20 protein-coding genes and 4 pseudogenes are annotated in these 24,103 nt (G+C 73.9%); 10 read left to right on the top strand and 14 right to left on the bottom strand.

The genetic code is table 11. The features are described from left to right. The first annotated feature begins 112 nt into the window (after positions 1 to 112). Positions 113 to 1,439 (top strand): annotated as a pseudogene (gene paaK / locus ABD946_RS14480) (phenylacetate--CoA ligase PaaK). On the opposite strand, the gene ABD946_RS14485 reads toward paaK, so the two are convergent. The 7 genes from ABD946_RS14485 to ABD946_RS14515 form a co-directional block, all read right to left on the bottom strand. Continuing rightward, positions 1,436 to 1,660: a hypothetical protein gene (locus ABD946_RS14485; protein ID WP_345283566.1), complete on the bottom strand. Its 225-nt coding sequence runs from the start codon at positions 1,658 to 1,660 to the stop codon at positions 1,436 to 1,438. The pseudogene paaK and the gene ABD946_RS14485 overlap by 4 nt on opposite strands. Continuing rightward, positions 1,657 to 2,166 (bottom strand): HD domain-containing protein, encoded by a 510-nt coding sequence (locus ABD946_RS14490; protein ID WP_345283568.1) that lies wholly within the window; start codon positions 2,164 to 2,166, stop codon positions 1,657 to 1,659. Before ABD946_RS14490 ends, ABD946_RS14485 begins: the two co-directional genes overlap by 4 nt. After that, a complete protein-coding gene (locus ABD946_RS14495; RefSeq protein ID WP_380148563.1) occupies positions 2,160 to 3,419 on the bottom strand; it encodes a cytochrome P450 family protein in 1,260 nt (419 codons plus the stop codon). Before ABD946_RS14495 ends, ABD946_RS14490 begins: the two co-directional genes overlap by 7 nt. Before the next feature lie 96 nt (positions 3,420 to 3,515). Next, the gene (locus tag ABD946_RS14500) at positions 3,516 to 4,307 is read right to left on the bottom strand and encodes an ABC transporter permease (protein WP_345283572.1); all 792 of its coding nucleotides are present in this window, start codon (positions 4,305 to 4,307) and stop codon (positions 3,516 to 3,518) included. Continuing rightward, positions 4,304 to 5,275 (bottom strand): ATP-binding cassette domain-containing protein, encoded by a 972-nt coding sequence (locus tag ABD946_RS14505; RefSeq protein ID WP_345283574.1) that lies wholly within the window; start codon positions 5,273 to 5,275, stop codon positions 4,304 to 4,306. Before ABD946_RS14505 ends, ABD946_RS14500 begins: the two co-directional genes overlap by 4 nt. 75 nt (positions 5,276 to 5,350) lie before the next feature. After that, a complete protein-coding gene (locus ABD946_RS14510) occupies positions 5,351 to 6,196 on the bottom strand; it encodes a DUF4097 family beta strand repeat-containing protein (protein ID WP_345283576.1) in 846 nt (281 codons plus the stop codon). A gap of 112 nt (positions 6,197 to 6,308) precedes the next feature. Beyond that, entirely contained in the window at positions 6,309 to 6,830 is a 522-nt protein-coding gene (locus tag ABD946_RS14515; RefSeq protein ID WP_345283578.1) for a hypothetical protein, read from the bottom strand. A 272-nt stretch (positions 6,831 to 7,102) separates the two neighbouring features. Here ABD946_RS14515 and ABD946_RS14520 point away from each other — a divergent pair. Beyond that, a pseudogene (locus ABD946_RS14520) lies at positions 7,103 to 7,744 on the top strand (nucleoside/nucleotide kinase family protein). 294 nt (positions 7,745 to 8,038) lie between these two features. Here ABD946_RS14520 and ABD946_RS42715 read toward each other — a convergent pair. Then, a pseudogene (locus ABD946_RS42715) lies at positions 8,039 to 8,461 on the bottom strand (DNA glycosylase); the annotation flags it as partial. Between ABD946_RS42715 and ABD946_RS42720 the strand changes: the two are divergent. Both ABD946_RS42720 and ABD946_RS14530 read left to right on the top strand, forming a co-directional pair. Further along, positions 8,372 to 8,593, top strand: a complete 222-nt coding sequence (locus ABD946_RS42720) for a hypothetical protein (protein ID WP_425558625.1) — start codon at positions 8,372 to 8,374, stop codon at positions 8,591 to 8,593. The pseudogene ABD946_RS42715 and the gene ABD946_RS42720 sit on opposite strands and share 90 nt — an antisense overlap. A gap of 20 nt (positions 8,594 to 8,613) precedes the next feature. Continuing rightward, positions 8,614 to 9,099: a cupin domain-containing protein gene (locus ABD946_RS14530; protein ID WP_345283580.1), complete on the top strand. Its 486-nt coding sequence runs from the start codon at positions 8,614 to 8,616 to the stop codon at positions 9,097 to 9,099. A 34-nt stretch (positions 9,100 to 9,133) separates the two neighbouring features. Here ABD946_RS14530 and ABD946_RS14535 read toward each other — a convergent pair whose 3' ends face one another. After that, positions 9,134 to 9,988: an S-methyl-5'-thioadenosine phosphorylase gene (locus ABD946_RS14535; RefSeq protein WP_345283582.1), complete on the bottom strand. Its 855-nt coding sequence runs from the start codon at positions 9,986 to 9,988 to the stop codon at positions 9,134 to 9,136. Between the two features lie 128 nt (positions 9,989 to 10,116). Between ABD946_RS14535 and ABD946_RS14540 the strand changes: the two genes are divergently transcribed. After that, positions 10,117 to 10,905: an N-formylglutamate amidohydrolase gene (locus ABD946_RS14540; protein WP_345283584.1), complete on the top strand. Its 789-nt coding sequence runs from the start codon at positions 10,117 to 10,119 to the stop codon at positions 10,903 to 10,905. Positions 10,906 to 10,944: 39 nt separating this feature from the next. Here the strand turns inward: ABD946_RS14540 and ABD946_RS14545 are convergent, their stop codons facing one another. Beyond that, positions 10,945 to 13,179 carry an MMPL family transporter gene (locus ABD946_RS14545; protein WP_345283585.1) on the bottom strand — a complete coding sequence of 745 codons (2,235 nt, stop codon included), beginning with the start codon at positions 13,177 to 13,179 and terminating at the stop codon, positions 10,945 to 10,947. Positions 13,180 to 13,287: 108 nt separating this feature from the next. On the opposite strand from ABD946_RS14545, the gene ABD946_RS14550 reads away from it, so the two are divergent. Together ABD946_RS14550 and ABD946_RS14555 are read left to right on the top strand one after the other, a co-directional pair. Continuing rightward, on the top strand, positions 13,288 to 13,863 hold the full coding sequence (locus ABD946_RS14550; protein ID WP_345283587.1) for a TetR family transcriptional regulator: 576 nt from the start codon (positions 13,288 to 13,290) through the stop codon (positions 13,861 to 13,863). Positions 13,864 to 14,142: 279 nt separating this feature from the next. Further along, positions 14,143 to 14,862 (top strand): alpha/beta fold hydrolase, encoded by a 720-nt coding sequence (locus ABD946_RS14555; RefSeq protein WP_345283589.1) that lies wholly within the window; start codon positions 14,143 to 14,145, stop codon positions 14,860 to 14,862. A gap of 167 nt (positions 14,863 to 15,029) precedes the next feature. On the opposite strand, the gene ABD946_RS14560 is transcribed toward ABD946_RS14555, so the two are convergent. Beyond that, positions 15,030 to 17,099: a S53 family peptidase gene (locus tag ABD946_RS14560; RefSeq protein WP_345283591.1), complete on the bottom strand. Its 2,070-nt coding sequence runs from the start codon at positions 17,097 to 17,099 to the stop codon at positions 15,030 to 15,032. A 336-nt stretch (positions 17,100 to 17,435) separates the two neighbouring features. Between ABD946_RS14560 and ABD946_RS14565 the strand changes: the two genes are divergently transcribed. Both ABD946_RS14565 and ABD946_RS14570 read left to right on the top strand, forming a co-directional pair. Next, a complete protein-coding gene (locus ABD946_RS14565) occupies positions 17,436 to 17,990 on the top strand; it encodes a DinB family protein (RefSeq protein ID WP_345283593.1) in 555 nt (184 codons plus the stop codon). 91 nt (positions 17,991 to 18,081) lie between these two features. Continuing rightward, a complete protein-coding gene (locus ABD946_RS14570) occupies positions 18,082 to 18,663 on the top strand; it encodes a helix-turn-helix domain-containing protein (protein ID WP_345283595.1) in 582 nt (193 codons plus the stop codon). 33 nt (positions 18,664 to 18,696) lie between these two features. Here the strand turns inward: ABD946_RS14570 and ABD946_RS14575 are convergent, their stop codons facing one another. The 3 genes and pseudogenes from ABD946_RS14575 to ABD946_RS14585 form a co-directional block, all read right to left on the bottom strand. After that, the gene (locus tag ABD946_RS14575) at positions 18,697 to 19,011 is read right to left on the bottom strand and encodes a dihydrodipicolinate synthase family protein (protein WP_425558623.1); all 315 of its coding nucleotides are present in this window, start codon (positions 19,009 to 19,011) and stop codon (positions 18,697 to 18,699) included. Next, the gene (locus ABD946_RS42725; protein WP_425558624.1) at positions 18,905 to 19,372 is read right to left on the bottom strand and encodes a dihydrodipicolinate synthase family protein; all 468 of its coding nucleotides are present in this window, start codon (positions 19,370 to 19,372) and stop codon (positions 18,905 to 18,907) included. Before ABD946_RS42725 ends, ABD946_RS14575 begins: the two co-directional genes overlap by 107 nt. Positions 19,373 to 19,475: 103 nt before the next feature. Then, positions 19,476 to 20,432: pseudogene (locus ABD946_RS14585) on the bottom strand (aldolase); the annotation flags it as partial. A gap of 171 nt (positions 20,433 to 20,603) precedes the next feature. Here ABD946_RS14585 and ABD946_RS14590 point away from each other — a divergent pair. After that, entirely contained in the window at positions 20,604 to 23,555 is a 2,952-nt protein-coding gene (locus ABD946_RS14590; protein ID WP_345283597.1) for a WGR domain-containing protein, read from the top strand. The last annotated feature ends 548 nt before the right edge of the window (positions 23,556 to 24,103 follow it).

The raw sequence follows: 24,103 nt of genomic DNA on the forward strand, positions 1-24,103 counted from the left end.
CGCTCCGCCCGCCCCGGATCTTGACAGCCGGGGCGGGCGGTGGATTACTGGGCACCGTTTTCGCGTACCAACCGAATGACCGGTCGGATGACCGAGTGACGGAGGAGATGCGATGGGCAAGCGCCTCGGAGAGCCCCTTCCGGCGGAACTGCTGGACGCCGGCGAGCGGCTGACGCCCGAGCAGCTGAGGGAGCGCCAGCTCACCCTGCTCCAGGGCACCCTGCGCCACGCCTACGACAACGTCGAGCTCTACCGGCGGAAGTTCGACGCCGCCGGGGTGCGCCCCGAGGACTGCCGCACCCTGGCCGACCTGGCCCGCTTCCCCTTCACCACCAAGGCGGACCTGCGCGAGACCTACCCCTACGGGATGTTCGCCGTCCCGATGGAGCGGGTGCGCCGCATCCACGCCTCCAGCGGCACCACCGGCCGCCCGACCGTGGTCGGCTACACCGAGGGCGACCTCTCCGTCTGGGCCGACCTGGTGGCCCGCTCGATCCGGGCGGCCGGCGGCCGGGCCGGGCAGAAGGTGCACGTGGCCTACGGGTACGGGCTGTTCACCGGAGGCCTCGGCGCGCACGACGGCGCCACCCGGGCCGGCTGCACCGTCATCCCGGCCTCCGGCGGCATGACCGCCCGTCAGGTCCAGCTGATCCGGGACCTGGGGCCGGAGATCGTCATGGTGACCCCCTCCTACCTGCTCACCCTGCTCGACGAGTTCGAGAAGCAGGGGGTCGACCCGCGCTCCACCGCGCTGCGGGTCGCGATCCTCGGGGCCGAGCCCTGGACGGCGGAGATGCGCCGCGAGATCGAGGAGCGCACCGGCGTCCACGCGGTCGACATCTACGGCCTCTCCGAGGTGATGGGACCGGGCGTGGCGCAGGAGTGCGTGGAGACCAAGGACGGCCTGCACATCTGGGAGGACCACTTCCTCCCCGAGGTCGTCGACCCCTTCACCGACGAACCGCTCCCCGACGGCGGGCACGGCGAGCTGGTGTTCACCTCGCTCACCAAGGAGGCGCAACCGGTCATCCGCTACCGCACCCGGGACCTGACCCGGCTGCTGCCGGGCACCGCCCGGCCCGCGTTCCGCCGGATGGAGAAGGTCACCGGCCGCAGCGACGACCTGATCATCCTGCGCGGGGTCAACCTCTTCCCCACCCAGATCGAGGAGATCCTGCTGCGCACCCCCCACGGTCGCCCCGCACTTCCAGCTCCGCCTGACCCGCCGGGCCCGCCTCGACCACCTCACCGTCCGGGTGGAGGCCCGCCCCGACGCCGACCCGCGGCAGCGGGCCGACGCCGGGGCGGCGATCGTCCGGGACATCAAGGACGGCATCGGCGTCAGCGCCGAGGTGGAGGTGGTCGACCCCTACACGCTGGAGCGCTCGGTCGGGAAGATCCAGCGGATCGCCGACCTGCGCTCCGAGGGCGGTTCCTAGCGGTCGTCCCGGTCCTCGTCGTCGCGGTCGCCCTCGGCCTGCGACTCCTCCCAGGCGTGCATGATCTGGTACGAGGTGATGCCCTCCTCCGGGTCGGCCGACCGGACGTCCTCCCGGTCGGTGGCGTCCTTCTCGCCGAGCCGCTGCTGCATGTCCGACATGGTGGTGCTCCCTGGGTCGTGGGCCCACTGCTGCGGGGCCACCTCCCAGCCTGCGCTCATCCGCCGACCGCGGCCAGCTCCGCCAGGAGCGCCGGGTTGACCAGCTCCAGCACCGCGCGGACGTCGGCCTCGGGCACCGCCCGCCAGAGCACCGCACGTGCTCCCCGGTACCGGAGGGCCAGCCGCTCCCGGGAGGCCGGGTCCAGCGCGGCCACCCGGTCGGGGTGGGAGTTGTGGGCGTTGTCGGCGATCTTCACGAGGGCGGCGGCCTGGTCCCCCGCCACCTGACGGACCATCTCCTCGTACCCGACCCCCGCCACCCGGGTGACCCGCCGCACCGTCGCCACCACTGCGGACGGCACCCCGGCCGCGAGCAGGTCCTCGGCCGTCAGCGGGGTGTCCTCCAGTACGTCGTGCAGCAGCCCGGCCATCCGCAGCCCGTCGCCGAACGGCGCCAGTCCGGCCGCCACTGCCCGCACGTGCCCGATGTACGGGACGCCGAGCTTGTCCACCTGCCCCGCGTGCGCCTGCTCCGCCAGGGCGTCCACCTCTGCCAGGGTCAGCATCCGTCCCCCTCCTCAACCGTCGTCGTGGAGGCCCACTGTACGGGCAGCTCCAGCAGGCCTCGGGCGCGCAGCGAGGGGCGGTGGCGCAGCTCCCCGGTGGGCTGACCGAGGGTCAGGGACGGGAGGCGGCGCAGCAGGGCGGTGAGGGCGACCTCGGTCTCCAGCCGGGCCAGCGGGGCGCCGAGGCAGTAGTGGATGCCGTGGCCGAGGGCCAGGTGCTGGTTCTCCGGGCGGGCCAGGTCGAGGCGGTCCGGCTCCGGGAACTGCTGGGGGTCGCGGTTGGCGGAGGCCAGGGCGAGCAGGACGGTCTCCCCCGCCGGGACGGCGACGCCGCCGATGGTGAGGTCCTCGGTGGCGAAGCGGCGGATGGCCAGCGGGGCGGGGCCGTCGTAGCGGGCGAACTCCTCGACGGCCCCGGCGGCCAGGGCCGGATCGCGGCGCAGGGCGGCGAGCTGCTCGGGGTGGGTGAGCAGGGCGAGCACGGCGTTGCCGATCAGGTGGACGGTGTTCTCGTAGCCGGCGAACAGGATCAGGAAGGCGAGCGAGGTCAACTCGTCCTCGCCGAGCCGGTCCTGGGCACCCGCGCCGCCCTCGCCGCCCTCGTCGTCGCGGACGGCGATCAGCGCGGAGAGCAGGTCCTCGCCGGGCTCGGTGCGCTTGCGGGCGATCAGCTCGGTGAAGAAGCCGAGCATCGCGCCGACGGCGGCCTTGGCGTCCTGCGGGCGGGCCGGGTCGGGGGCGACCAGGGTGTCCGTCCAGGCCCGGAAGTCGTGGCGGTGGTCGGCGGGGACGCCGAGCAGGTCGCAGATCACGGTGATCGGCAGCGGGGCGGCGTAGGCGGAGATCAGTTCGGCCCGGCCGAGCGGGGCGATGGCGTCGATCAGCTCCTCGGCGGTCCGCTCGACGGCGGGGCGCAGGGCGGCGATCCGGCGCGGGGTGAAGGCCTGGGAGACCAGGCGGCGGATCCGGGTGTGGTCGGGCGGGTCCATGTTGAGCAGGTTGGCGTCGAGCGCGGGCGGCAGCGAGAAGCCGCGGTAGTTGCCGGGGGCGGCGTGGCGCTTGTCGAGGGCCAGACGCGGGTCGGCCAGGGCCCGGCGGACGTCGGCGTAGCGGGTCACCAGCCAGACCGGGAGCCCGTCGGGGCCGGTGACCCGGTGCACGGGGCCGGCCTCGCGGAGGGCGGCGTAGCCGGCGTACGGGTCGGCGGTGAGCAGGGCCACCGGGTCGGCGGCGGGAAGTCGGGAGGTCGTCACCCGCTCCACCCTAGGGTCGGCCGGGAAACGCCTGCGGGGCGGCCTCCCCTGACGTGGTGTCAGGGGAGGCCGCCCCTCGGGGGCGGTGGTGGTCCGTCACTTGGGGTCGCGGTCGTAGACGGACTTGGACCAGCGGTAGCCGAGGACGGTCAGGCCGAGGCACCAGAGCAGGGCGATCCACCAGTTGTGGCCGATCCCGGTGCCGAGCAGCAGGCCGCGCAGGGTCTCGATGGCGGGGGTGAAGGGCTGGTACTGGGCGACGGGCTGGAACCAGCCGGGCATGGCGGTGACGGGGACGAAGGCGCTGGAGATAAGCGGGAGGAAGATCAGCGGGAGGGCGTTGTTGCTGGCGGCCTCGGCGCTGGGGCTGACCATGCCCATCCCGACGGCGATCCAGGTGAGGGCGAGGGCGAAGAGGGTGAGCAGGCCGAGGGCGGCGAGCCACTCCAGGACGGTGGCGTCGGTGGAGCGGAAGCCGATGGCGACGCCGACGGCCCCGACCAGGACGACGGCGGCGACTGACTGCACCACGCTGCCGATCACGTGGCCGATCAGGACGGAGCCGCGGTGGATGGCCATGGTGCGGAAGCGGGCGATGATGCCCTCGGTCATGTCGTTGGAGACCGAGACGGCGGTGCCGACGGTGGTGCCGCCGATGGTCATCAGCAGGATGCCGGGGACCAGGTAGGCGATGTACTCGGAGCGGTCGGCCCCGCCGCCGCCGATGCCCGCGCTCATCACGTCGCCGAAGACGTAGACGAAGAGCAGCAGCAGGACGATCGGCGTGAGGAGGAGGTTGAGGGTCAGCGACGGGTAGCGGCGGGCGTGCAGGAGGTTGCGCCGCAGCATGGTGGAGGAGTCGCGCACGGCCAGGGACAGGGAGCTCATCGGGAGGCCTCCGCGGGGTGGGTGGTGAGGGCGAAGAAGACGTCGTCCAGGTCGGGGGTGTGCACGGTGAGCTCGTCGGCCTCGATCCCGTGGTTGTCCAAGTGGTCGAGGATGCGCCGGAGTTGGCGCTGGCTGCCGTCACTGGGGAGTTGCAGGGCGAGCGCCTCCTCGTCGCGGGCGGCGTCGGTGAGGGCGGCAGCGGCGGCCTGGTAGGCGGACGGGTCGGTGAAGCGCAGGCGGACGTGGCCGCCGGGAACGAGGCGCTTGAGCTCGCCGGCGGTGCCCTCGGCGACGATCCGGCCGCCGTTCAGCACCGCGATGCGGTCGGCGAGTTCGTCGGCCTCCTCGAGGTACTGGGTGGTGAGGAAGACGGTGGTGCCGTCGGCGACCAGCTCGCGGACGATCTGCCACATGGCGTGGCGGGAGCGGGGGTCGAGGCCGGTGGTGGGCTCGTCGAGGAAGATGATCCGCGGGTTGCCGACCAGGGTCATCGCGATGTCCAGGCGGCGCTTCATGCCGCCGGAGTAGGTGGAGGCTGGCTTCTTCGCGGCCTCCACCAGGTCGAAGCGGCGCAGGAGTTCGGCTGTGACGCGGCGGCCCTCGGCCTTCGGGAGGTGGTGCAGGTCCGCCATCAGGAGCATGTTCTCCTCGCCGGTGATCAGCCCGTCGACGGCGGAGAACTGGCCGGTGACGCCGATCGCGGCGCGGACCTGCTGCGGCTGGGCGGCCAGGTCGTGGCCGGCCACCTGGGCCTGTCCGCCGTCGGCGCCGATCAGGGTGGAGAGGATCTTGACGGCGGTGGTCTTGCCGGCGCCGTTCGGCCCCAGCAGGGCGAAGACGGATCCGGCCGGGATGCGCAGGTCGACCCCGTCGAGGACGGTCTTGTCGCCGTAGGACTTGCGCAGGCCGACGGCGGTGACGGCGGCGGGTGCCTGCGAGGGCCCGCCGTTGTGCCTGGGCGTGGGCATGACAGATGAAGGCACGGAGCCCTCCCCTTTCGGTGAACGGACTTGCCTGGTCGGTGAGTTGGTTCCGCCGAGGGGTCAGCCCCGGGCGCGCAGGACGTCGATGTTCCCGTAGCGGGTGCGGGCGTGGACCTTGACGGTCTCCTCGTTCTCCGCCGGGGCGTCCGAGCCGGTGAGCATGTTGCGCACCTGGCCGGCACCGGAGTTGACGTCCAGCCAGGCCGCGGTGCCCTGACGGATGCCCACCTCGATGGCGCCGTAGCTGGTCTCCAACTGGGCGGTGCCGCGCGTCACTTCGCCGACCCGGATGGTGCCGTGGGCGGTGGTGGCGGTCACCGAGCCCTCGGCCCGGCGCACGTCGATGTCGCCGTTGGCGCCGCTCACCCGCAGGTCACCGCCGACCAGGTCCACCGAGGTGGTGCCGTGCGAGTTCTTCAGGACGGCGGAGCCGCTGACGCTGCCGACCCGGAGGCTGCCGGTGCTGGTGGTGATCTCGGCCGTGCCGTCCACCCGCTCGACGGTGATCGAGCCGTGCGAGGCGGTCAGCCGGAGCGGGCCGGTGGTGTCCAGCCGGGTGTCACCGCTCGAGGTCTTCACCCGGACCTCGCCGAGCCGGCCCTCGCCGAGCACCTGGGCCCAGGCAGCGGTCACGTCGACCGCCGAGCCGGTGGGCAGCTCGACCGTGACGTCCACGGTGCCGGGCTTGCGGAGCGTGTTGCGGAACTTGGGGGTCTTCACGCTGAGCGTGCCGTTCGCGAAGCTCACCTCGGTCTGCTCGACGGCCCGGCGGTCGGCGTCCTTCTTGGGGTTGCGGGGCAGCACCTCGACCACGGTATCCGCGCGGTCCGCGGCGGCGATGCGGATGGAGCCGGCCTCCACGTGGGCGGTGACGGAGATCGGCGCGGGGGTGTCGTAAGAAGGCATGGCGGTGGCGTCCTCTTGGCTCTCGATGGCATCTCCGCAGGTAGGAGACGTCCGGTGGATTTCGGCGCGCGGATGACGCGCCGTCAGGAGGTGCTGGGCGGCGGGGCCCCGGTCAGCGGACCCAGCCGGTGATGCTCTGCCCGACGGAGTGCAGCCCGCCCGGGCGGCCCGGCCGGGCGGCGGAGCCGCCGTCCACGGCGGAGGAGACGGCGCGCACCAGCCAGGCGTTGACCGACAGGCCCTCGCGGCTCGCGGCCTCCTCGGCCCGCGCCTTGAGCGGGGCGGGCAGCCGCAGGTTGACCCGGGCGGTCGCGCCACCCTCGTCGAGCTCGCTCCCTGCCGGGTACGGCTCGGCGGGCGCGTACGGCTCCGCCGGCGCACCGCGGTCGGCGGGCGGCAGCGTCACCACGAAGTCCGGGTCGAGCCCGCGCAGCCGCACGTCGACCGAGCCCGGGGCCAGCTCGCGGGTGATCTCGTCCATCGCGGCCGAGAGCACGTTGAGCATGGTCAGCCTGGTCGCCGACTCCAGGGGGGCGGTGAGGCGCTCCGCGAGCTCGCGGGCGTCCTCGCCCCCCGCCTCGGCGGCCACCGCGAGTTCGCGGCGGAGGTTGTCGACATACGGGGTGAGGTCCATGACGCCATCATGGCACCATGATGGCACCATCCGCAAGCCCTCCTGGCGCCACGGTGGCGCAATGTGGCGCCATACCGCCCTGACCTGCGCCGATGAGCAGATCCGAGCCGATCCGCGGTGCCACCACCGCCCCTCTGTCGCATCGTGCGGCGCCATGGTGGCGCCATATGGCGCCACCACTGCACCAGGTGGCACCACCGGCCGCACGGGCATACACCGGCACCGCCGCGCCTTGAGAGCGGAGGACGTCCCCTACGGAGAGGAGAGCACCCGTGCCGGTGCAGCCCATCTCGCCCGAGCGGCTGGCCGAGCTGCTCGCCGACCGGATCGCCGCGCTGCCCGTCGACGACGGCCGCCGCATCCGGGTCGCGCTGGACGGCGCCGACGCCGCCCGGCCCGGCGAGCTGGCCGACGCGCTGGTGGAGCCGCTGCGGCTGCGCGGCCGCCCGGTGCAGCGGGTCTCGGCGGTGGACTTCCTGCAGGCCGCCTCGATCCGGCTGGAGTACGGGCACCAGGACGCCGACGCGTTCCACGACCTCTGGCTGGACGAGCGCACCCTGCTGCGCGAGGTGCTCGACCCGCTGGAGCCCGGCGGCAGCGGCCGGGTGCTGCCGACCTTCCGCGATCCCCGCCACCGACCGCTCCACCCGGGCCGCGTACGTCACCCTGCCGCCGGACGCGGTGCTGCTGCTGGACGGGCCGCTACTGCTCGCCGCTGGCTGCCCTTCGACCTGACGGTCCACCTGGCGCTCACCCCCGCCGCGCTGGCCCGCCGCACCGCACCCGGACAGCACTGGACCCTGCCGGCCTTCGCCCGCTACGCCGAGGAGACCGACCCGGCCGGGCTGGCCGACCTCACCGTCCGCTGCGACGACCCGCGCCACCCCGCCCTGGTGACGGGGCCTCAGGGGTAGGACCCCGCTGACAGCGGGGCACCAGTAGGCCGGGCGGTCGCGGTCGTGGGTGGCGGCCCGAACGGGGGTGGCGCAGCGCAGGCAGGGCCTGCGGTCGCGGCCGTAGACCCAGTGCATCCGGCCGGGGCGGGCGTCGGGGACGGTCGGGTGACCGGAGCGGGCCTTGTTGGCGTCCAGGAGCCGCTGGGCACGGGCCAGCAGGCGGTCCAGCACGGGGGCGGCGTCGGCGACCGGGGCCCAGGGGGTGAGGGAGGCCAGGTAGCAGAGCTCGTTGGCGTAGATGTTGCCGATCCCGGCGAGGTTGCGCTGGTCCAACAGGGCTTCCGCGAGCGGGCGTTCGGGGTCGGCGAGGATCCGGCGGGCGGCCTCGGCCGCGTCCCAGTCGGGGCCGAGCAGGTCCGGACCGAGGTGGCCGACCGCGGTGGACTCCTCGGCGGTGCGCAGCAGCCGGACCACCGGCAGCCGGTACCCGACGGCGGTCGGCCCCTCGGTGCCGAGCACGGCCCGGACCTGGTGGGGCCGGGCCGCCGGACCACCGCTCCCCCGGTGCGAAGACGGCCCAGCGGCCGTCCATCCGCAGGTGGGTGTGGGAGGGTCAGGCCGCCGTCGAACCTGGTCAGCAGGTGCTTGCCCGCGCGGCACCGTGCCCAGCACCCGACGGCCCGTCAGGTCGGCGGTGGCGTGCGCGGGCACCCGCAGCTCGGCCCGGACCAGCACCCGGCCGGTGAGGGCCCGGTCCAGCTCGGTGGCGACGCGGTGGACGGAGTCTCCTTCTGGCACCCGTCCATCATCGGGCACCGGCGGGCGGACATGAAGATCAACAACGCTGGTATGTTCGCGTGCCGGTGATCATCCGATCATCGACACCGATGTGCGGGGGCACGGAACACCATGCGGAACACCACCACGGACGCACCCACCGTCGTACGCACCGTCCCGCGGCCGCGCGAGGCCGGTCGATCCGGGCGGGCGGGGACACCGCCCGGGGCATCAGCACCACCCCACTGGCCCGGGGTTCGCACCGGGGCCCGCTGCCGTTCCGCCCCGGGGGCGACACCGACGTGGTGGTGGGCGAGGTGGTGATCGCCCCCGGCGGGACCACCGGCTGGCACTACCACCCGGGGCCGGTGCTCGCCGTGGTCAGGTCCGGCACCCTCACCCGGGTGCTGGCCGACGGCACGGTGGAGACCACCGGGCCCGGCGGCGTGGTCTTCGAACCGGCCGGGCCCGAGCACCCGCACGTCGGCGACAACCACGGCACCGAGCCGGTGGTCCTGATGGTCACCTACCTCACGCCGGCCGGCGGCCCGCTCTCGGTGGACACCCCGGCGCCCGCCCGGGGCGGGGCGGGCTGACCGGGCGTCACCGTCCGCCGCCGGTCGGGCGCGGTCAGGCGCCGACGCCCGGCAGCCCGGTCTCCAGTCCGTCGAGCGCGTGCGAGCAGACGCAGTCGCGCTTGGCCGGCAGGCCCTCCAAAGCCTCGAAGAGGACGGTGCGCAGCCGGTCGACGTTGCGCCCGAAGACCTCCAGGACCTCGGCGTGGGTGACGCCCTCACCGGTCTCCACGCCCGCGTCGAGGTCGGTGACCAGGGCCAGCGAGGTGTAGCAGAGGCCCAACTCGCGGGCCAGCACCGCCTCCGGATGGCCCGTCATGCCGACCACCGACCAGCCGTTGGCGGTGAACCAGCGGGATTCGGCGCGGGTGGAGAAGCGCGGCCCCTCGATCACCACCAGCGTGCCGCCGTCCACCGGCTCCCAGCCGCGGCCGCGGGCGGCGGCCAGGGCGGCCTCGCGGCCGTCGGGGCAGTACGGGTCGGCCATCGAGACGTGGACCACCTCGGGGTGGCCGCCGCCGGGCAGCGGCAGGCCGTCGTAGTAGGTCTGCGGCCGCCCGGCCGTGCGGTCGACGAACTGGTCCGGCACCAGCAGCGTGCCGGGCCCGTACTCGGCCCGCAGGCCGCCGGTGGCGCAGGGGCCGAGCACCTGACGGACCCCCAGGGAGTGCAGTGCCCAGAGGTTGGCCCGGTAGTTGATCCGGTGCGGCGGCAGGCTGTGGCCCCGGCCGTGGCGGGGCAGGAACGCCACCCGGCGGCCGGCCACCTCGCCGAGGAAGAGCGAGTCGCTCGGCGGCCCGTACGGGGTGTCCACCACCACCTCGGTGACCTCGTCCAGCAGGGCGTACAGTCCGGACCCGCCGATCACGCCCAGCTCGGCGCGGGCGGAACGGTCTGCGCTCTGGCTCATGGTGACGGCCTCTCAGTCGCATCGGTCGGTGCTCGAAGATCGAACCCACTCTACGGAGCCGGGGCATGATGGCCCCGCACCACCACCGCCGATGCCGCCACCGCCACCACCGACCCCGGGGGACCTCCGTGACCGACGACAGCCCGTACCGGCTCCACCCGGGTGATGCCCGCTCCCCGGTGATCCTGCACGTCCCGCACTCCTCCCGGGTGGTCCCTCCCGAGGTCCGCCGCGGCATCCTGCTCGACGACCCGGCCCTGGCCCGGGAGCTGGACCACATCACCGACGCCCACACCGCCGAACTGGCGGCCCGCGCCGCGGCGGCCGCCGCGCTCACGCCCTGGCGGTTCGTCAACCGGCTCTCCCGCCTGGTGGTCGACCCGGAGCGCTTCCCCGACGAGCGCGAGGAGATGCTGAAGGCCGGCATGGGCGCCGTCTACACCCGCACCACCCACGGCGAGCCGCTCCGGGCCTCCGACCACGACCAGCAGCCGCTGCTGGAGCGGTACTTCCACCCCTACGCGGCCGCGCTCACCGAGGCGGTGGAGGAGCGGCTGGCCGCCGTCGGCCGGGCGGTGGTGATCGACGTGCACTCCTACCCGACGGCGGCCCTGCCGTACGAGCTGCACGGTGAGGACCCGCGCCCGCCGGTCTGCCTCGGCACCGATCCGTTCCACACCCCCGCCGAGCTGCTGACCGCGGCCCGCGCGTGCTTCGAGGGCCTCGGCGGCACCGGGCTGGACAGCCCCTTCGCCGGCACCTACGTGCCGCTGCGCCACTACGGGAAGGACGCCCGGGTGAGCGCGCTGATGGTGGAGATCCGCCGCGACGGCTACATGACCGAACCGGGCGGCCCGGCCGGCCCGGGCCTCGGCGCGCTGGCCGACGCCCTGGCCCGGCTGGTCGACCGGGCCTGACGCACCTTCGGACAACCGGTGGACGGCGGACGGCACGGCTCAGCGCCCCGCCGTCACCGGCTCCTCCGCCTGCGCGGCGGTGGCCGCAGGGGTGCGGGGCGGGAGCTTGGCACCCTCGATGTCCACGTCCGGGGTGATCCGGTCGAGCCACTTCGGCAGGCCCCAGGCCCGGCGGCCGAGCAGCGCCATGGCGGCCGGGACGAGGGTCATCCGGACCACGAAGGCGTCGATCAGGACGCCGAAGGCGAGGGCGAAGCCGATCGACTTGATGATCGGGTCGTGGTTGAAGACGAAGCCCCCGAAGACCGCGACCATGATCAGCGCGGCGGCGGTGACGACCCGTCCGCTCTGCGCCAGGCCCTGGGTGACCGCCCCGGCCGCGTCCTTGGTGTGCTCGTGGTGCTCGCGCATCCGGCTGACCAGGAAGACCTCGTAGTCCATCGCCAGGCCGAACAGCACGCCGATCAGCAGCACCGGCAGGAAGCTGGTCACCGGCCCGGCCGAGGGCACGTCCAGCACGCCGTTGAGGTGGCCCTGCTGGAACACCCAGACGGTGGCGCCGAGCGAGGCGGCGATCGAGAGCAGGAAGCCGAGCGCGGCCTTGACCGGCACCAGCACCGAGCGGAACGCGATGGTCAGCAGGACCAGGGCGAGCAGCACGATGATGCCCACGAAGAGCGGCAGCACGTCCGACAGCTTCTGGGAGATGTCGATGGTGGCGGCGGTGCCGCCGGCGACGTAGAGCGTGCCGCCGGCCTTCTCGACCTCCGGGGCCAGGGCGCGCAGACGGTGCACCATGTCGCTGGTGGCCTGGTCGTCCGGTCCCGACTTCGGGACCACGGCCACCACGCTCAGGCTGCCGTCGGGGTTGGCGGTCGGCGGGGCCACCACGGCCACACCGGGGTCGGCGGCCAGCGAGCGGGCCAGGCCGGCGACTGTGGCGGGGCGCTGCTCGGCGGGCACCCGGGCGGTGTCCACGACGGCGACCAGGGTGGCGTTGAAGCCGGGGCCGAAGCCCTCGGTCAGCAGCTGGTGGCTCTTGTGCTGGGTGCTGCTGGTGGGCTGCGAGGCGTTGCTCGGCAGGCCCAGGCGCAGGTCCTTGGCGGGCAGCGCGAGGGCCACCAGGCCGACCACGCCGACCAGCAGCACGGCCAGCGGGCGGCGCGTCACCAGGCTCGCCCAACGGGCGCTCCAGGACGGGGAGTCCGCGGGGCCCTCGGTGCCCCTGTCCTTCCTCGTGGCCCTGTCCTTCCTCGTGGCCTTGGCCTTCGGGCGCAGGCGCTCGCCCGCGAAGCTCAGGGCGGCGGGCACCAGGGTGACGGCGATCAGCACCGCGAGCAGCACGGTGACGGCTGCGGCCAGGCCCATCGCGGTGAGGAAGGGGATGCCGGTGACCGCGAGGGCCGCCAGCGCGATGATCACGGTAGCTCCGGCGAACACCACCGCGCTGCCGGCGGTGGCCGTGGCCCGCGCGATGGAGTCGTCCAACTCGGCTTCAGGATCGGCGAGTTGCTCGCGGTGGCGGGAGATGATGAAGAGTGCGTAGTCGATCCCGACGGCCAGGCCGATCATCAGGGCGAGCACGGTGGCGGTGCTGGTGAGGTCCACGAAGCGGGAGACGAACTGAACGCCCATCACCCCGATGACCACGCCGACGGCGGCGGTCAGCAGCGGCAGCCCCGCCGCCACCAGGGATCCCAGCGCGAGGAACAGCACGGCGAAGGCGATCACCACGCCGACCACCTCGGCCGGGCCGCCGACCTCGGTCACCGGGGCCATCACCGAACCGCCCAGCTCCACCTGGAGCCCGGCGCCGCGCGCCGGGGCGACGGCCTCGGTGAGCGCGTCCTTGGAGCTCTGCGGCACCTGGTCGGCCGGGCGGTCGAACAGCACGTCGGCGAAGCCGATCCGCTGGTCCGGCGAGACGGCACCGGTCTCGGCGGGCGGGGCCACGTGCACCACGCCGGGCACGGCGGCGGCCCGCCCCAGGCCCTCGGCCACGGCCTGCTGGGCGGCCGGATCGGTCAGCGCCTTCCCCTCGGGGGCGGCGAACACCACCCGGGCGGTGCCGCCGGATGCGGTCGGGAACCGGTGCTCCAGCAGGTCCTGGGCCTGCTGGGACTCGATGCCCGGCACGGTGAACTCGGTGCTCGGCTTGCCGTGCAGGGTGGCGCCGAGACCACCGACCACCGCCAGGACCAGCAGCCAGACCGCGACCACCGCTCCACGGCGGCGTATCGCCCACCGCCCCAAGCCGTACAGGCGTGCCGCCATGCCGTCCTCCCTCTCGCCTCGCTCCGTGCCCCGTCCGGGCGTCTCGTTGCACCGTACGGCATTTTTACACTGGACTGTAATTTAACCCTGGGTGGTAATCTCCGCAGCATGACCACTGACGAGCGCCAGGACGGCCTCCGGGAGCGCTCCAAGGCCAGGCGCCGCGAGACGATCGTGCGGACGGCGTTGGAGCGGTTCGCCGACCGGGGCTTCGACGCGACGACCATCGCCGACATCGCGGTCGCCGCCGAGGTCTCGGCCCGCACGGTCACGCTCTACTTCCCGTCCAAGCTCGACCTGGCCCTGACCCACTTCGACGGCTTCGCGGCGGAGCTCGCGGCCGGCCTGCGGGACCGCCCGGCGGAGTGGACCATCCTGGACGCGCTGGAGCACTGGCTGCGCACCCGGTTCGCCGAGAACACCGAGCTGGACCAGCTCAGCGATCAGATGCTCGAAGCCAATCCCCAGCTCAAGGCCGTCGCCAACTCCCGTCTGGCGGAGGTGATCCAGGAGGGCACCCGGCTCTTCGCCGAGGAGACCGGCAGCTCGCCGGACGACTTCGCGCCCCGGATGGCGGCGGCCGCGGCGGCGGGGGTCATCTCGGAGCTCTGCAACAGCCCGGAGCAGGAGAACATCGAGGCCGCCATCGCCTTCCTCCGCGCGGGCGTCAACACCCTGGAGTAGCGACCCGGAGCGCGGCTCTCCGGCGGCCCTCCGGCGGCCCGGAGGGCCGTCAGGGGCGCGGGGAACTGCGCGCAGGGGAACGCGACGACCCGTGTGCCGGGTACGGACGTTCACGTGCAAGTGGATCTCCGTACCCGGCACACGGGTGGTCGTCTTCCGTCTCGCGCAGTTCCTCGCGCCCCTGACCGCCCTACGGGCGGCCCGAGGGCGGTCGGAGGGCACCGCGGGCGTACAGTGGCCGTCCCCGGACGGGGGCGCGAGCGGGAGGACGAACGAGACGTGAGCAGAGCGGTGGGCCACCGGAGCCTGCGGTGGCGGGGGCGGCGCCCAGACGGTGCGGAGGCCGCGGTGCTGGTGCTGCACGGCGGCAAGGAGTTCAGCGAGGACCGGCCGGGGCCCGTCAACCTGCCGGCCCTGCGGATGGCCGGGTTCGCCCGCGCGGTGGCCAAGGTGACGGCGGGTCAGCGGATCGCGCTCGGCGCCGTCCGGTACCGCTACCGCGGCTGGAACGGCGAGCACGCCGACGCGGCCCGCGACGCCGAGGCCGCCCTCAGCGACCTCGCCGAGGCCCTGGGCCCCGTGCCGACCGTCCTGATCGGCCACTCCATGGGCGGCCGCGCGGCGATCCGCGCCGCCGGCCACCCCTGCGTGGCGGGCGTGGTGGCCCTCGCCCCGTGGTGCCCGCCCGAGGAGCCGGTCGCCCAGCTCAAGGACCGCACCCTGCTCACCCTGCACGGCGACCGCGACACCGTCACCGACCCCGCCGCCACCCGGCTGCTGGCCGCCCGCGCCCGCGAGGCCGGCGCCCGGGTCGCGGGGTACACCGTGCGGGGTTCGGGACACGCCCTGCTGCAGCGCTCCGGCGACTGGCACCGCGCCACCGCCCACCTCACCGCCGCCCTGCTCGGCCTGCGCCCCTTCCCCAGCGAGGTCGCCGCCGCCCTCTCCCTCACCGACGCCCAACCCGGCGGCTTCGAACTCCCGCTGGCCACCGTGTAGTTGGACGTGACCCGTGTGCCGGGTACGGAGTCTCACGTGCACGTGAGTGTCCGTACCCGGCACACGGGTCGTCCTCTTCCGCAGCGCGCAGTTCCCCGCGCCCCTGACCGCCCTCCGGGCGGCCCGAGGGCGGCCCGAGGGCGGCCCGGAGGGCGCTCAGGTCACCGTCAGCCGCCGAGGCGGAAGGAGCGGAGGAAGTCGCGGCCCGGGGAGCCGAGGCCGGTGGCGGTGTCGTAGCCGCGGGCGGCCGAGAGGCCGTAGTCGGCGCCGATCCGGTAGAGGCGCACCTTCAGGGCGCCGTTGACCGTGCCGAGGTCGACCACGTTGCCGCGCTTGGAGTGGTTGGCGGTGTCGTCGACGTCGTTGAAGACGCCGCGCCCGGCCCGGTCGTAGAGCGCCGGGTTGGCGAAGCCGAGGGCGCGGCCGCCGCGGGCCTCGACCGCGTCGGCGAGCATGGCGGCGGCCTCCGGGGCGGAGACCGAGGTGCCGCCGTAGCCGCCCTCGCTGTAGGTGCCGTCGGCGGTGTAGCCGACCAGGGTGGCGGCGACCAGGTCACCGCTCATGGCGAGGTCGGGTGTGGCGCGCAGCGGGGTGGCGGAGTGAGTGCCGTCGGCGGCGGTGGTGGAGATCCGGTCGGGGACGACGCCCTTCTGGTACCAGGGCTGGGCGAAGTCCTTGGAGACGCCGCCACCACCGCCGAAGTAGAAGGCGCCGGGGAACGGAGTCCAGGACTTCTGGTCGGCCGAGAGCACCGAGCGCTTGTCACCCATGGACACCTCGTCGCCGTACCGGCCTCCCCCGTCCCGGAGTTGGAGTGCGGTGCCGCCGACCGAGGTGACCCACGGGGAGGAGGACGGCCAGTCGGTCTGCGCCTGGTCGGTGGTCGCCTCGCAGTTGACGCCGGTGGCGGCGGCGCCCGGGGAGCTGTCGCCGCAGTCGCCGGAGGAGAAGGCGAAGCCGATGCCGGTCACCGCGCCGAGCTGGAAGACCTGGTTGTCGGCGGCCACCACGGCCGGGTCGATGTCACCGCCGGTGGCGTGCATGATCTCGCCCCAGGAGTTGGAGACCACGTCGGCCAGGTGCTCGTCGACCACCTTGGCCATCGCGTCGTACAGGTCCTCGTCGTAGCAGGAGTTGCCGCCGACGTAGACCACCTGGGCGTCGGGGGCGAGGCCGTGCACCATCTCGACGTCCAGCGCCTCCTCGCCCGCCCAGCCGTCGGCCCCGCCGCACTCATCCTGGTGGGTCCACTGCGCCGGAGTGACGTGCTCCGTGTACTGGCCGGGCGCGAAGGGCCGGTCGCCGTGCGCGGTGGAGAAGTGGTTCGCGTCCTGCTCCATGGTGGGCAGGCCGTAGGCGTCGATGACGGCCACCCGGGCCCCCTTGCCGGTGGCGCGAGCGGCGGTCACCCCGTAGGCGGTGCGCAGTTGGGCGGGGACGTAGGCGCAGGGGGCGAAGGGTTCGTTCTTCTCGTAGCCCTCGGGCGCGCCCTTGGCGGTCTTGGAGCCGTAGCCGTCCTCCGAACAGGTCGGCACGGTCGGCAGCGCGGCCGGGGCACTCTTGTCGGGTGCGGCCAGACCCTGGGCCGCGGCGGAGCGCCGTTCGGCCTCCCGGACCGAGACGGCGTGCGAGACGTTGACGTGGATCGCGTCGGCCAGGCCGGAGACGCCGAGCACGGCGCCGGCCACCTGCGCGGGCACCTGGGCGTCCCGGGCCGGGGCGCGGTGGGTGCCGTCCGCGGTGCGGTAGCTGCGGAAGTCGGTGCCGAAGGCCTTGGCGAACGCACCGGTCGGGCCGGTCACCTGGACGTGGTGCGCGGTGACGGAGGAGACGGTGAGACCGGCGCCGGTCAGCCAGGAGGTGACGGCCGCGACCTGCGTGGTGGTGGCGCCGAACCTGCCCCGCACCTGGTCGGCCGTCAGGAACTGGCCGTAGGCGGGGGATCCCGGGTCGGAGACCGCCCGGGCCAGCGCGGCCAGGCCGGTCGCGTCCCGTCCGGCCAGGTAGATCCGGGCGCTCGCGGGCACGGCGGCGTCCACCGCGCCCGCATCGGCCTGCGGGGTGGCCCAGGCGGGGTGGCTGCCGCTCAGGGTCCTGGCACCCTCGCCGACGGGTGTGGCGGAGGCGGGTGCCGCGGCGCCCAGGGTCGCGAGGACCAGGGCGGCTGCGGCCGCGATCGCGGCGGTGGCGGTGACCGGGCCGGCGCTCTTGGAAAGCTGCTTCCGTGCGGTGGGCACGTCGGCTCCCCTCTCGGTTCGACGGAGCGTCAACTGCCCCTCGTGGAGGCGTGACGGAGCGCGCTGCGGCGGCGACGGGCCGCCGCAGCGGCGACTGAAGTGGTGTGCGGAAGCTGTCTATTCGGACTGGCGTGTGCGGCTCAAGAGCGGGCCGCCAAGTTTTGCCCTGCCATGACCGGATCGAGGGGATCTCCTGCCCCGTGGGCCGCAGTGGGGAAGTTTCCGGAATCCGGGAGGCTCCCGGCGGCGAAGCGGACACGTTCTGACCTAGATGGGGCCTACCTTTTCTCTTGTCGACGGAACGACCGACCAGAACGACGAAGACGGAGAGCCACCATGACCGAGACCACCAACCTCCAGGCCCCGATCACCGCCCCGGCCGTCACCGGGGAGCGCGCCGACCTGCTGGAGCAGCTCGCCAAGTCGCGGTTCTTCCTCCGGTTCACCGCCAACGAGCTGACGGACCAGCAGGCGGGGCACCGCTCCACGGTGAGCGGGCTCACCGTGGGCGGGCTGATCAAGCACGTCACGGGCGTGGAGCGGACCTGGGTCGACTTCATCCTCGAGGGCCCGTCCGCGATGCCGGACTTCGCGGCGATGACCGAGGAGGACTTCGCGGCCCGGGAGAACGAGTTCCGCCTGCTGCCGGGCGAGACGCTGGAGGGCGTGCTGGCCGCGTACGCCGAGGTGGCCGCCCGCACCGACGAGCTGGTGGCCACCCTGCCCGACCTGGACGCGGTCCAGCCGCTGCCCAAGGCGCCGTGGTTCGACGAGGACGCCAAGTGGTCGGCCCGCCGGGTGTTCCTGCACGTCATCGCGGAGACCTCCCAGCACGCCGGCCACGCCGACATCGTCCGCGAGGCGATCGACGGTGCGAAGAGCATGGGCTGACGCCCGCTCGGGCACCGCGGGCCGCCGGGGCGGGCACCGGCGGCCGCGGTGGGATACTCGTACGGTCCGTACGGGTCGAGAGGGTGTCCGAATGAGCAGCAGCCGGGTGCGGGTCCTGCGCAAGCAGCAGCGGCTCAGCCTGGAGGCCCTGGCGGAGCGGGCCGGGGTGACCAAGAGCTACCTGTCCAAGGTCGAGCGCGGGCTCAGCGACCCGTCGATCTCCACCGCGCTCAGGCTGGCGGACGCGCTGGGCGTGGAGGTCGGGCGGCTGTTCTCGGAGGAGGTCGAGCCCGAACTGGTCACCGTGGTACGGGCCGGCGAGCGGACCAGGATCGCGGACGGCGCCGACGGCCCGGGCGCCCCGCGCTACGAGGGGATCGCCACCGGCCTCAGCGGCAAGCAGATGGTGCCCTTCGTGATGCACCCGCCGACCGCCGGGGCCGAGAGCCCGTGGAAGTCGCACGCCGGCGAGGAGTTCCTCTTCGTCCACGCGGGCACGGCCGAGCTGGAGTTCTCCGACCGGACGGTCGCGCTCGGCCCGGGGGACAGCGTGTACTTCAACTCGGCCCTGCCGCACCGCTGCCGGAGCACCGGGGCGGAGCCGGCCCAGATCCTGGTGGTGATCCACGACGATCCGGCCGACTCCGCCGGACGGGTGCCGCCGCTCCCCTGACGGGGGCTCGGCCCCGGCCGGCCGTGCGGCCGGTCAGGCGGGTACGGCCGCCGTCGCCGCGAGCAGACCCGCGAGCCGGGCCAGGCCCGCCTCGTCGAGCGGCAGCAGCGGCTGCCTGGGGTCGCCGGCCTCGAAGCCCTGCAGCGCGAGCCCGGCCTTCACCGTGGTCGGCAGGCCGCCGCTCAACAGGAAGTCCAGCAGGGGCAGTTGACGGTAGAAGACGCTCCGGGCCGCGTCCAGGTCACCGATCCGGACGGCCCGGTGCAGCTCCAGGGTCAGTTCGGGGATCAGGCAGGCGGCCGCGGTGCACCAGCCCGCCGCGCCGGCCGCGAAGGCCTCCAGGGCCAGCGGGTTGCTCCCGTTGTAGAACGGCAGCTCGCCGTCGGTGAGCCCGGTGCAGGCGGTGCAGGCGCTGGATGTCCCCGCTGCTCTCCTTCACCATGGTGATGTTCTCCACCGTCCGGACCAGACGCACCATCAGCTCGGGCGACAGGTCGACGCCGGCGGTGGCCGGGTTGTTGTAGATCATCACCGGCACCGACACGGCGTCCGCGACCGCCGTGAAGTGCCGGACCACCTCGCGCTCGTCCAGCCGCCAGTACGACAGCGGCAGCACCATCACCACGTCGGCCCCGGCCCGTTCCGCGAACCGGGCCCGCTCGACGGCGCTGCGGGTGGTGAGGTCGGCGATCCCGACCACGGTGGGCACCCGCCCGCCACCGCGGCCACCGAGGCCTCGGCCGCGCGTACCACTCCTGGTCGGAGAGGTAGGCGCTCTCCCCCGTGGAGCCCAGCGGGGCGACCGCGTGGCACCCGGAGCGGACCAGACGGTCCGTCAGGGCGGCCAGGCGGTCAGTGTCCACCGTGCCGTCACCGGCGGCGAAGGGGGTGACCGGGTAGGCGATGATGCCGTCCAGGGTCGTGTGGGTCATCGTCAGGCACCGTTCTGGGAGTGGTGGGCGGGAGCGGGCGGCGGTCCCGCCCGTGAGGGCGTCGCCGTGGCCCGCGCGCAGGGCGCGGCGGGCGTGGTACGCGAAGTTGGCCTGGCCGCGCTTGGGCGTGGAGGTCCAGTCGTGCGCCTCCTTGGCGAGCAGCTCGGGGATCTCCTGGATCCGGCCGGAGGCGCTCGCCAACAGCTGGAGCCGGGCGGCCCGTTCGAACAGCACGGCCAGGGTGCAGCTCTCCTCGATGCTTCCGGTGGCGACCAGTTGCCCGTGGTGGGCCAGCAGGAGGGCGCGCTTGTCGCCGAGGGCCGCGGTGATGATCTCGCCCTCCTCGTTCCCGACCGGGATGCCGGGCCACTTCTCCAGGAAGGCGCAGTCGTCGTACAGCGGGCACAGGTCCATGTGCGAGACGACCAGCGGCGTCTCCAGCATGGAGAGCGCCGAGATGTGCAGCGGGTGGGTGTGGATCACGCAGGCGACGTCGGGGCGGGCCCGGTAGATCCAGCTGTGGAAGCGGTTGGCGGGGTTGGCCATGCCCTCGCCCTCGAGGACGTTCAGGTCCTCGTCGACCAGCAGCAGGTTGTCCTCGGTGATCTCGTCGAAGCCGAGGCCGAGCCGTTGGGTCCAGTACGTGCCCGGCCGCTCGGCGCGGGCGGTGATCTGCCCGGCCAGACCGGAGTCGTGGCCCGCGTCGAACAGGATCCGGCAGGTGAGCGCGAGCTTCTGACGGACGGTCCAGTCGTTGTCGGGGATGGCCGTGTCCATCCGCCGGTGGGCGAGCTCCACCAGGTCGGACTTGGAGGTGCCGAAGGTTTCCGCAGCCATGGTGCGGCCTCCTCTGCTCGGAGTCAGGAAACTGGGTTCACCATAGGACACCTTGTGTCATCTGTCGACGGTCCGCGCCTCCGGGCTGTCGGGGCGCGGGGCTAGGGTGCTGCTCAGGCACACCGGACGATCACGGCTCCGGGCGGCCGGCCATGCCTTGGAGGAGAAGCGGTGCGGCGCTGGGAGTTCGTCGGTGACGGATCTGCGAAGTTCTGGGAGGCGGCGGTCGAGGGCAGTTCGGTGGTGGTGCGCTACGGCCGGATCGGGACGGCGGGGCGCGAGCAGGTCAAGGAGCTCGCCTCCGCCGATGCCGCCGAGGCGCACCTCGCGAAGCTGATGGGCGAGAAGACCCGCAAGGGTTACACCGCCGCCGACGGAGCTCCCGCCGCCCCCACTCCGACCGCTGCCGTCGCTCCGACTCCCGCCGCTGACACGGAAGCGGAGGCGATGACGGAGACGGTCGCAGGTTCTGAGGTGGAGGACGGAACGGAAGCGGGGGCGGGCGGGCTGCCGGACGAGACCACCTTCGTCTTCCCCGCCTCCTGGCACCGCGTCCTCCAGCCGCGCCGCGGTGGCCGGGTCCGCCCGGTGCCGCGCCCGGCGGCCAAGGCCGTCCGCCAGGCCGAGGAGCGGATCGAGGCCCAACACGGCTGGATCGAGCAGGTGTTGACGTCCCGCCAGGCCCCTGCGGAGCTGGTCGCCGCCGCACGCGGGTACCTGGCCGGGGAGGCCGACCCGCTCGGGGCCGCCGTGGTCGCCGCGATCCTGCCGCCCGCCTGGCACCACAGCGGCCTGGAGAAGTCCCCGTTCGTCGACGACTGGGCGGTCCGGTTCGGCCTGCCGTTCGCCGCCCGCGCCCTGGTGGAACTCGCCGGGCTGCACGTCCACTACCACCAGAGCGGGATGGTCAGGGTCGACGTCCAGCTCCGCTACCGCTCCCCCCAGCGGCCCGAGCTCAACAGCGCCGCCCAGCTGGCCGGCCGGCTCCGCGCCCTGCTCGCCGTCGCCGACGAGGCCGTGTACCAGGACGCCATCGACGCGCTGGAGGACCTCCGCACCACGCCCGCCGGCCGCCTGCTGGCCGCCTACCTGGCCCCGGGCACGCCGGGTTGGACCGAGGACTGCCTCACCGACGCACCGCGCTACAGCAGCACGCTGCTCACCCTGCTGCTGGCCACCGTGGACGACCCGGCCCAGCTCGACCGCCTCGACCCGAACCCCGTCCTCGGCTACCACGACTGGACGGTGGGCCTGTTCGCCACCCTCGCCGACGGCGTCGGCACCGAGGCGGGCCGCTACCTGGACGCCGCCCTGGGGCAGTACCACGGCACGGACGAGCTGCGCACCGTCACCTCGGTCGCGGTGCAGCTCCCCACCGACCAGGCGTTCCGCTTCCTGCTCGGCCGCCTGCCGGAGAAGCAGGCCCGGCCCGCACTCCAGGAGGCCATGCAGCGCTACCCCGTCCGGGCCGCCCGCCTGCTGGCCGAGACGGTGCTCGCCGACGGGCCGACTGCCGCCGACGCGCGCCGCCTGCTGACCACCCACGTCCAGCTCCAGCACGCCGTCCTGCCCGAAATGACGGCACAACTCGACGCGCGGACGACCGAGTTGATCGCATCCCTGGACGGCCTCCGGCCCCGGGTGGCCGAGGCTGCCCCGGACGAGCTGCCCGCGCTGCTGGTCTCCCCGCCGTGGGCGCGCCCCCGCACCCGCCGCACCGTCCGCGTACTCACCGGTCTCCAGGCCGACGCCGCACCGGAGTTGCAGTGGCGGGCCGACGAGAAGGAGCGCTGGGCCGCCGCTGAGGAACCCTGGCCCTTCCCGAGCGGGACGGACTGGGCGAGGGAGGCCAGGGAGGTCTTCGGGCACAGCGGCAACCTCTGGCACGCGCGCCGGCTGCTGATGCTCGGCCCGCGCAAGCTGCTCGCCCCACTGCTCGAGAAGTGGCGGCCGGTGGAGACCTGGGGCGGCGGGGACGAGCTGCGGCCGGTGATCGCCCGCTACGGCCTCTCCGCCCTGCCCGCGCTGCTCGCGGCCGCCTCCTCGCAGCCGGCGAGCATCGCCCCGCTGCTGCTCCCGTTCCGGGACGCCGGGGTGGCCCGGGTGATGGCGGACTGCCTGGTTCGGCTCAAGTCGGCCCAGCCGACGGCCCGTTCGTGGTTCGCCCGGCACGGGGTCGAGGGTGCCCTGCTGCTGGTACCGGAGGCCGTCGGCCCGGACGGTGCGGCCCGGAAGGCCGCCGAACAGGCACTGCGCCTGGTCGCCGCCGAGGCCGGTACGCCGACCCTGTCCGCCGCCGTGGCCGGTCGCTACGGCGTCGAGGCGGCGGGGATCGTCGGCGAGGCGCTGGCAGCCGACCCCTTGGAGAACGCGCTGCCCGCCAAGATGCCCGAGCTCCCGGCCTGGCTGCAGCCCGCCGTCCTGCCCCAGCTGCTGCTCACCTCCGGCGCCGCGCTGCCCGAGTCGGCCGTACGGCACCTGCTCACCATGCTCGCGCTCTCCCGCCCGGAGGAGCCGTACGCCGGGGTGCCGGTCGTCACCGGGGCCTGCCGGGCCGATTCGCTGGCCGCCTTCGGCTGGGCCCTGTTCGAGGAGTGGCGTCAGGCCGGGATGCCGTCCAAGGAGAGCTGGGCGCTGACCGCGCTGGGCTCCCTCGGTGACGACGAGACGGTGCGCCGGCTGACCCCGGTGCTCCGCGAATGGCCGGGCGAGGGCGCCCACCACCGGGCGGTCGAGGGGCTGGGCGTGCTCGCCGCGATCGGCACCGACGTGGCGCTGCTCCACCTGCACGGCATCGCCCAGCGGGTGAAGTTCAAGGCGCTCAAGTCCCGTGCGCAGGAGCGGATCGCCGAGGTGGCCGAGGGTCTGGGCCTGACGGCCGACCAGCTCTCGGACCGGCTGGTGCCGGACCTCGGCCTCGACGCCGACGGCACCACGGTGGTGGACTACGGGCCGCGCCGCTTCACGGTCGGCTTCGACGAGCAGCGACGCCCCTACGTGCCGGACGGTGACCGCCGACCGGGGGGCGACAAGTCCACGACGGTTCAAGGGGCATGGACTGCTCCAACTCTGAACGGACCGGGAGCTTCCAGCATGACTAAGACGCGTGACGCGCGTAAATAAAGTCATGCAACGCAAACCCGCCCCGCGAGACACCCCCCGGCACGCTTTGCCACGTCAGGGTGAGCTCTCCAAGTCCCGCACATGGCAACCCGTACCCACTCAGCCCGTGGCGGCGGGGGCACCCTGGAAACTTCTTCTAGATGTAACACCTTACAAAAAGCAAGCAGGGCTTTGGACACAAATCAACGGCGTGAGGGCGCGGTTGCAGAGAGGTGTAGAGGCGGGTGGTCAAGGGCCGTGCAAGGCACGTCCTCTTGACAGGTCCGTTTTCGGATAGGAGAGCTTCCACGTCGGATCTCACTCACCGGTTGTCGCCAGCCTCGGCGATCAGCCGAGGATGTCGGCACATTCGCCGCTCGGAATGCGGGCCGGGGCGTAGGCCCGGGCAGGCCTGTCACACCTCGCATGCGCTGGGAGCCGGCGCCATCTGGGCATCCGGCGGCCGGGAAGGTCCCGGGCTGATGTCGCCCTCGCCGCGCGCGGCGAGCCACCACGGCCTGCCACCAGCCGCTCCGCGGTTGCCTCGCGGCGGCCAGGGGGCTTCGCAC

This window comes from Kitasatospora albolonga, from assembly GCF_039535905.1.
GTDB lineage: Bacteria > Actinomycetota > Actinomycetes > Streptomycetales > Streptomycetaceae > Kitasatospora > Kitasatospora albolonga.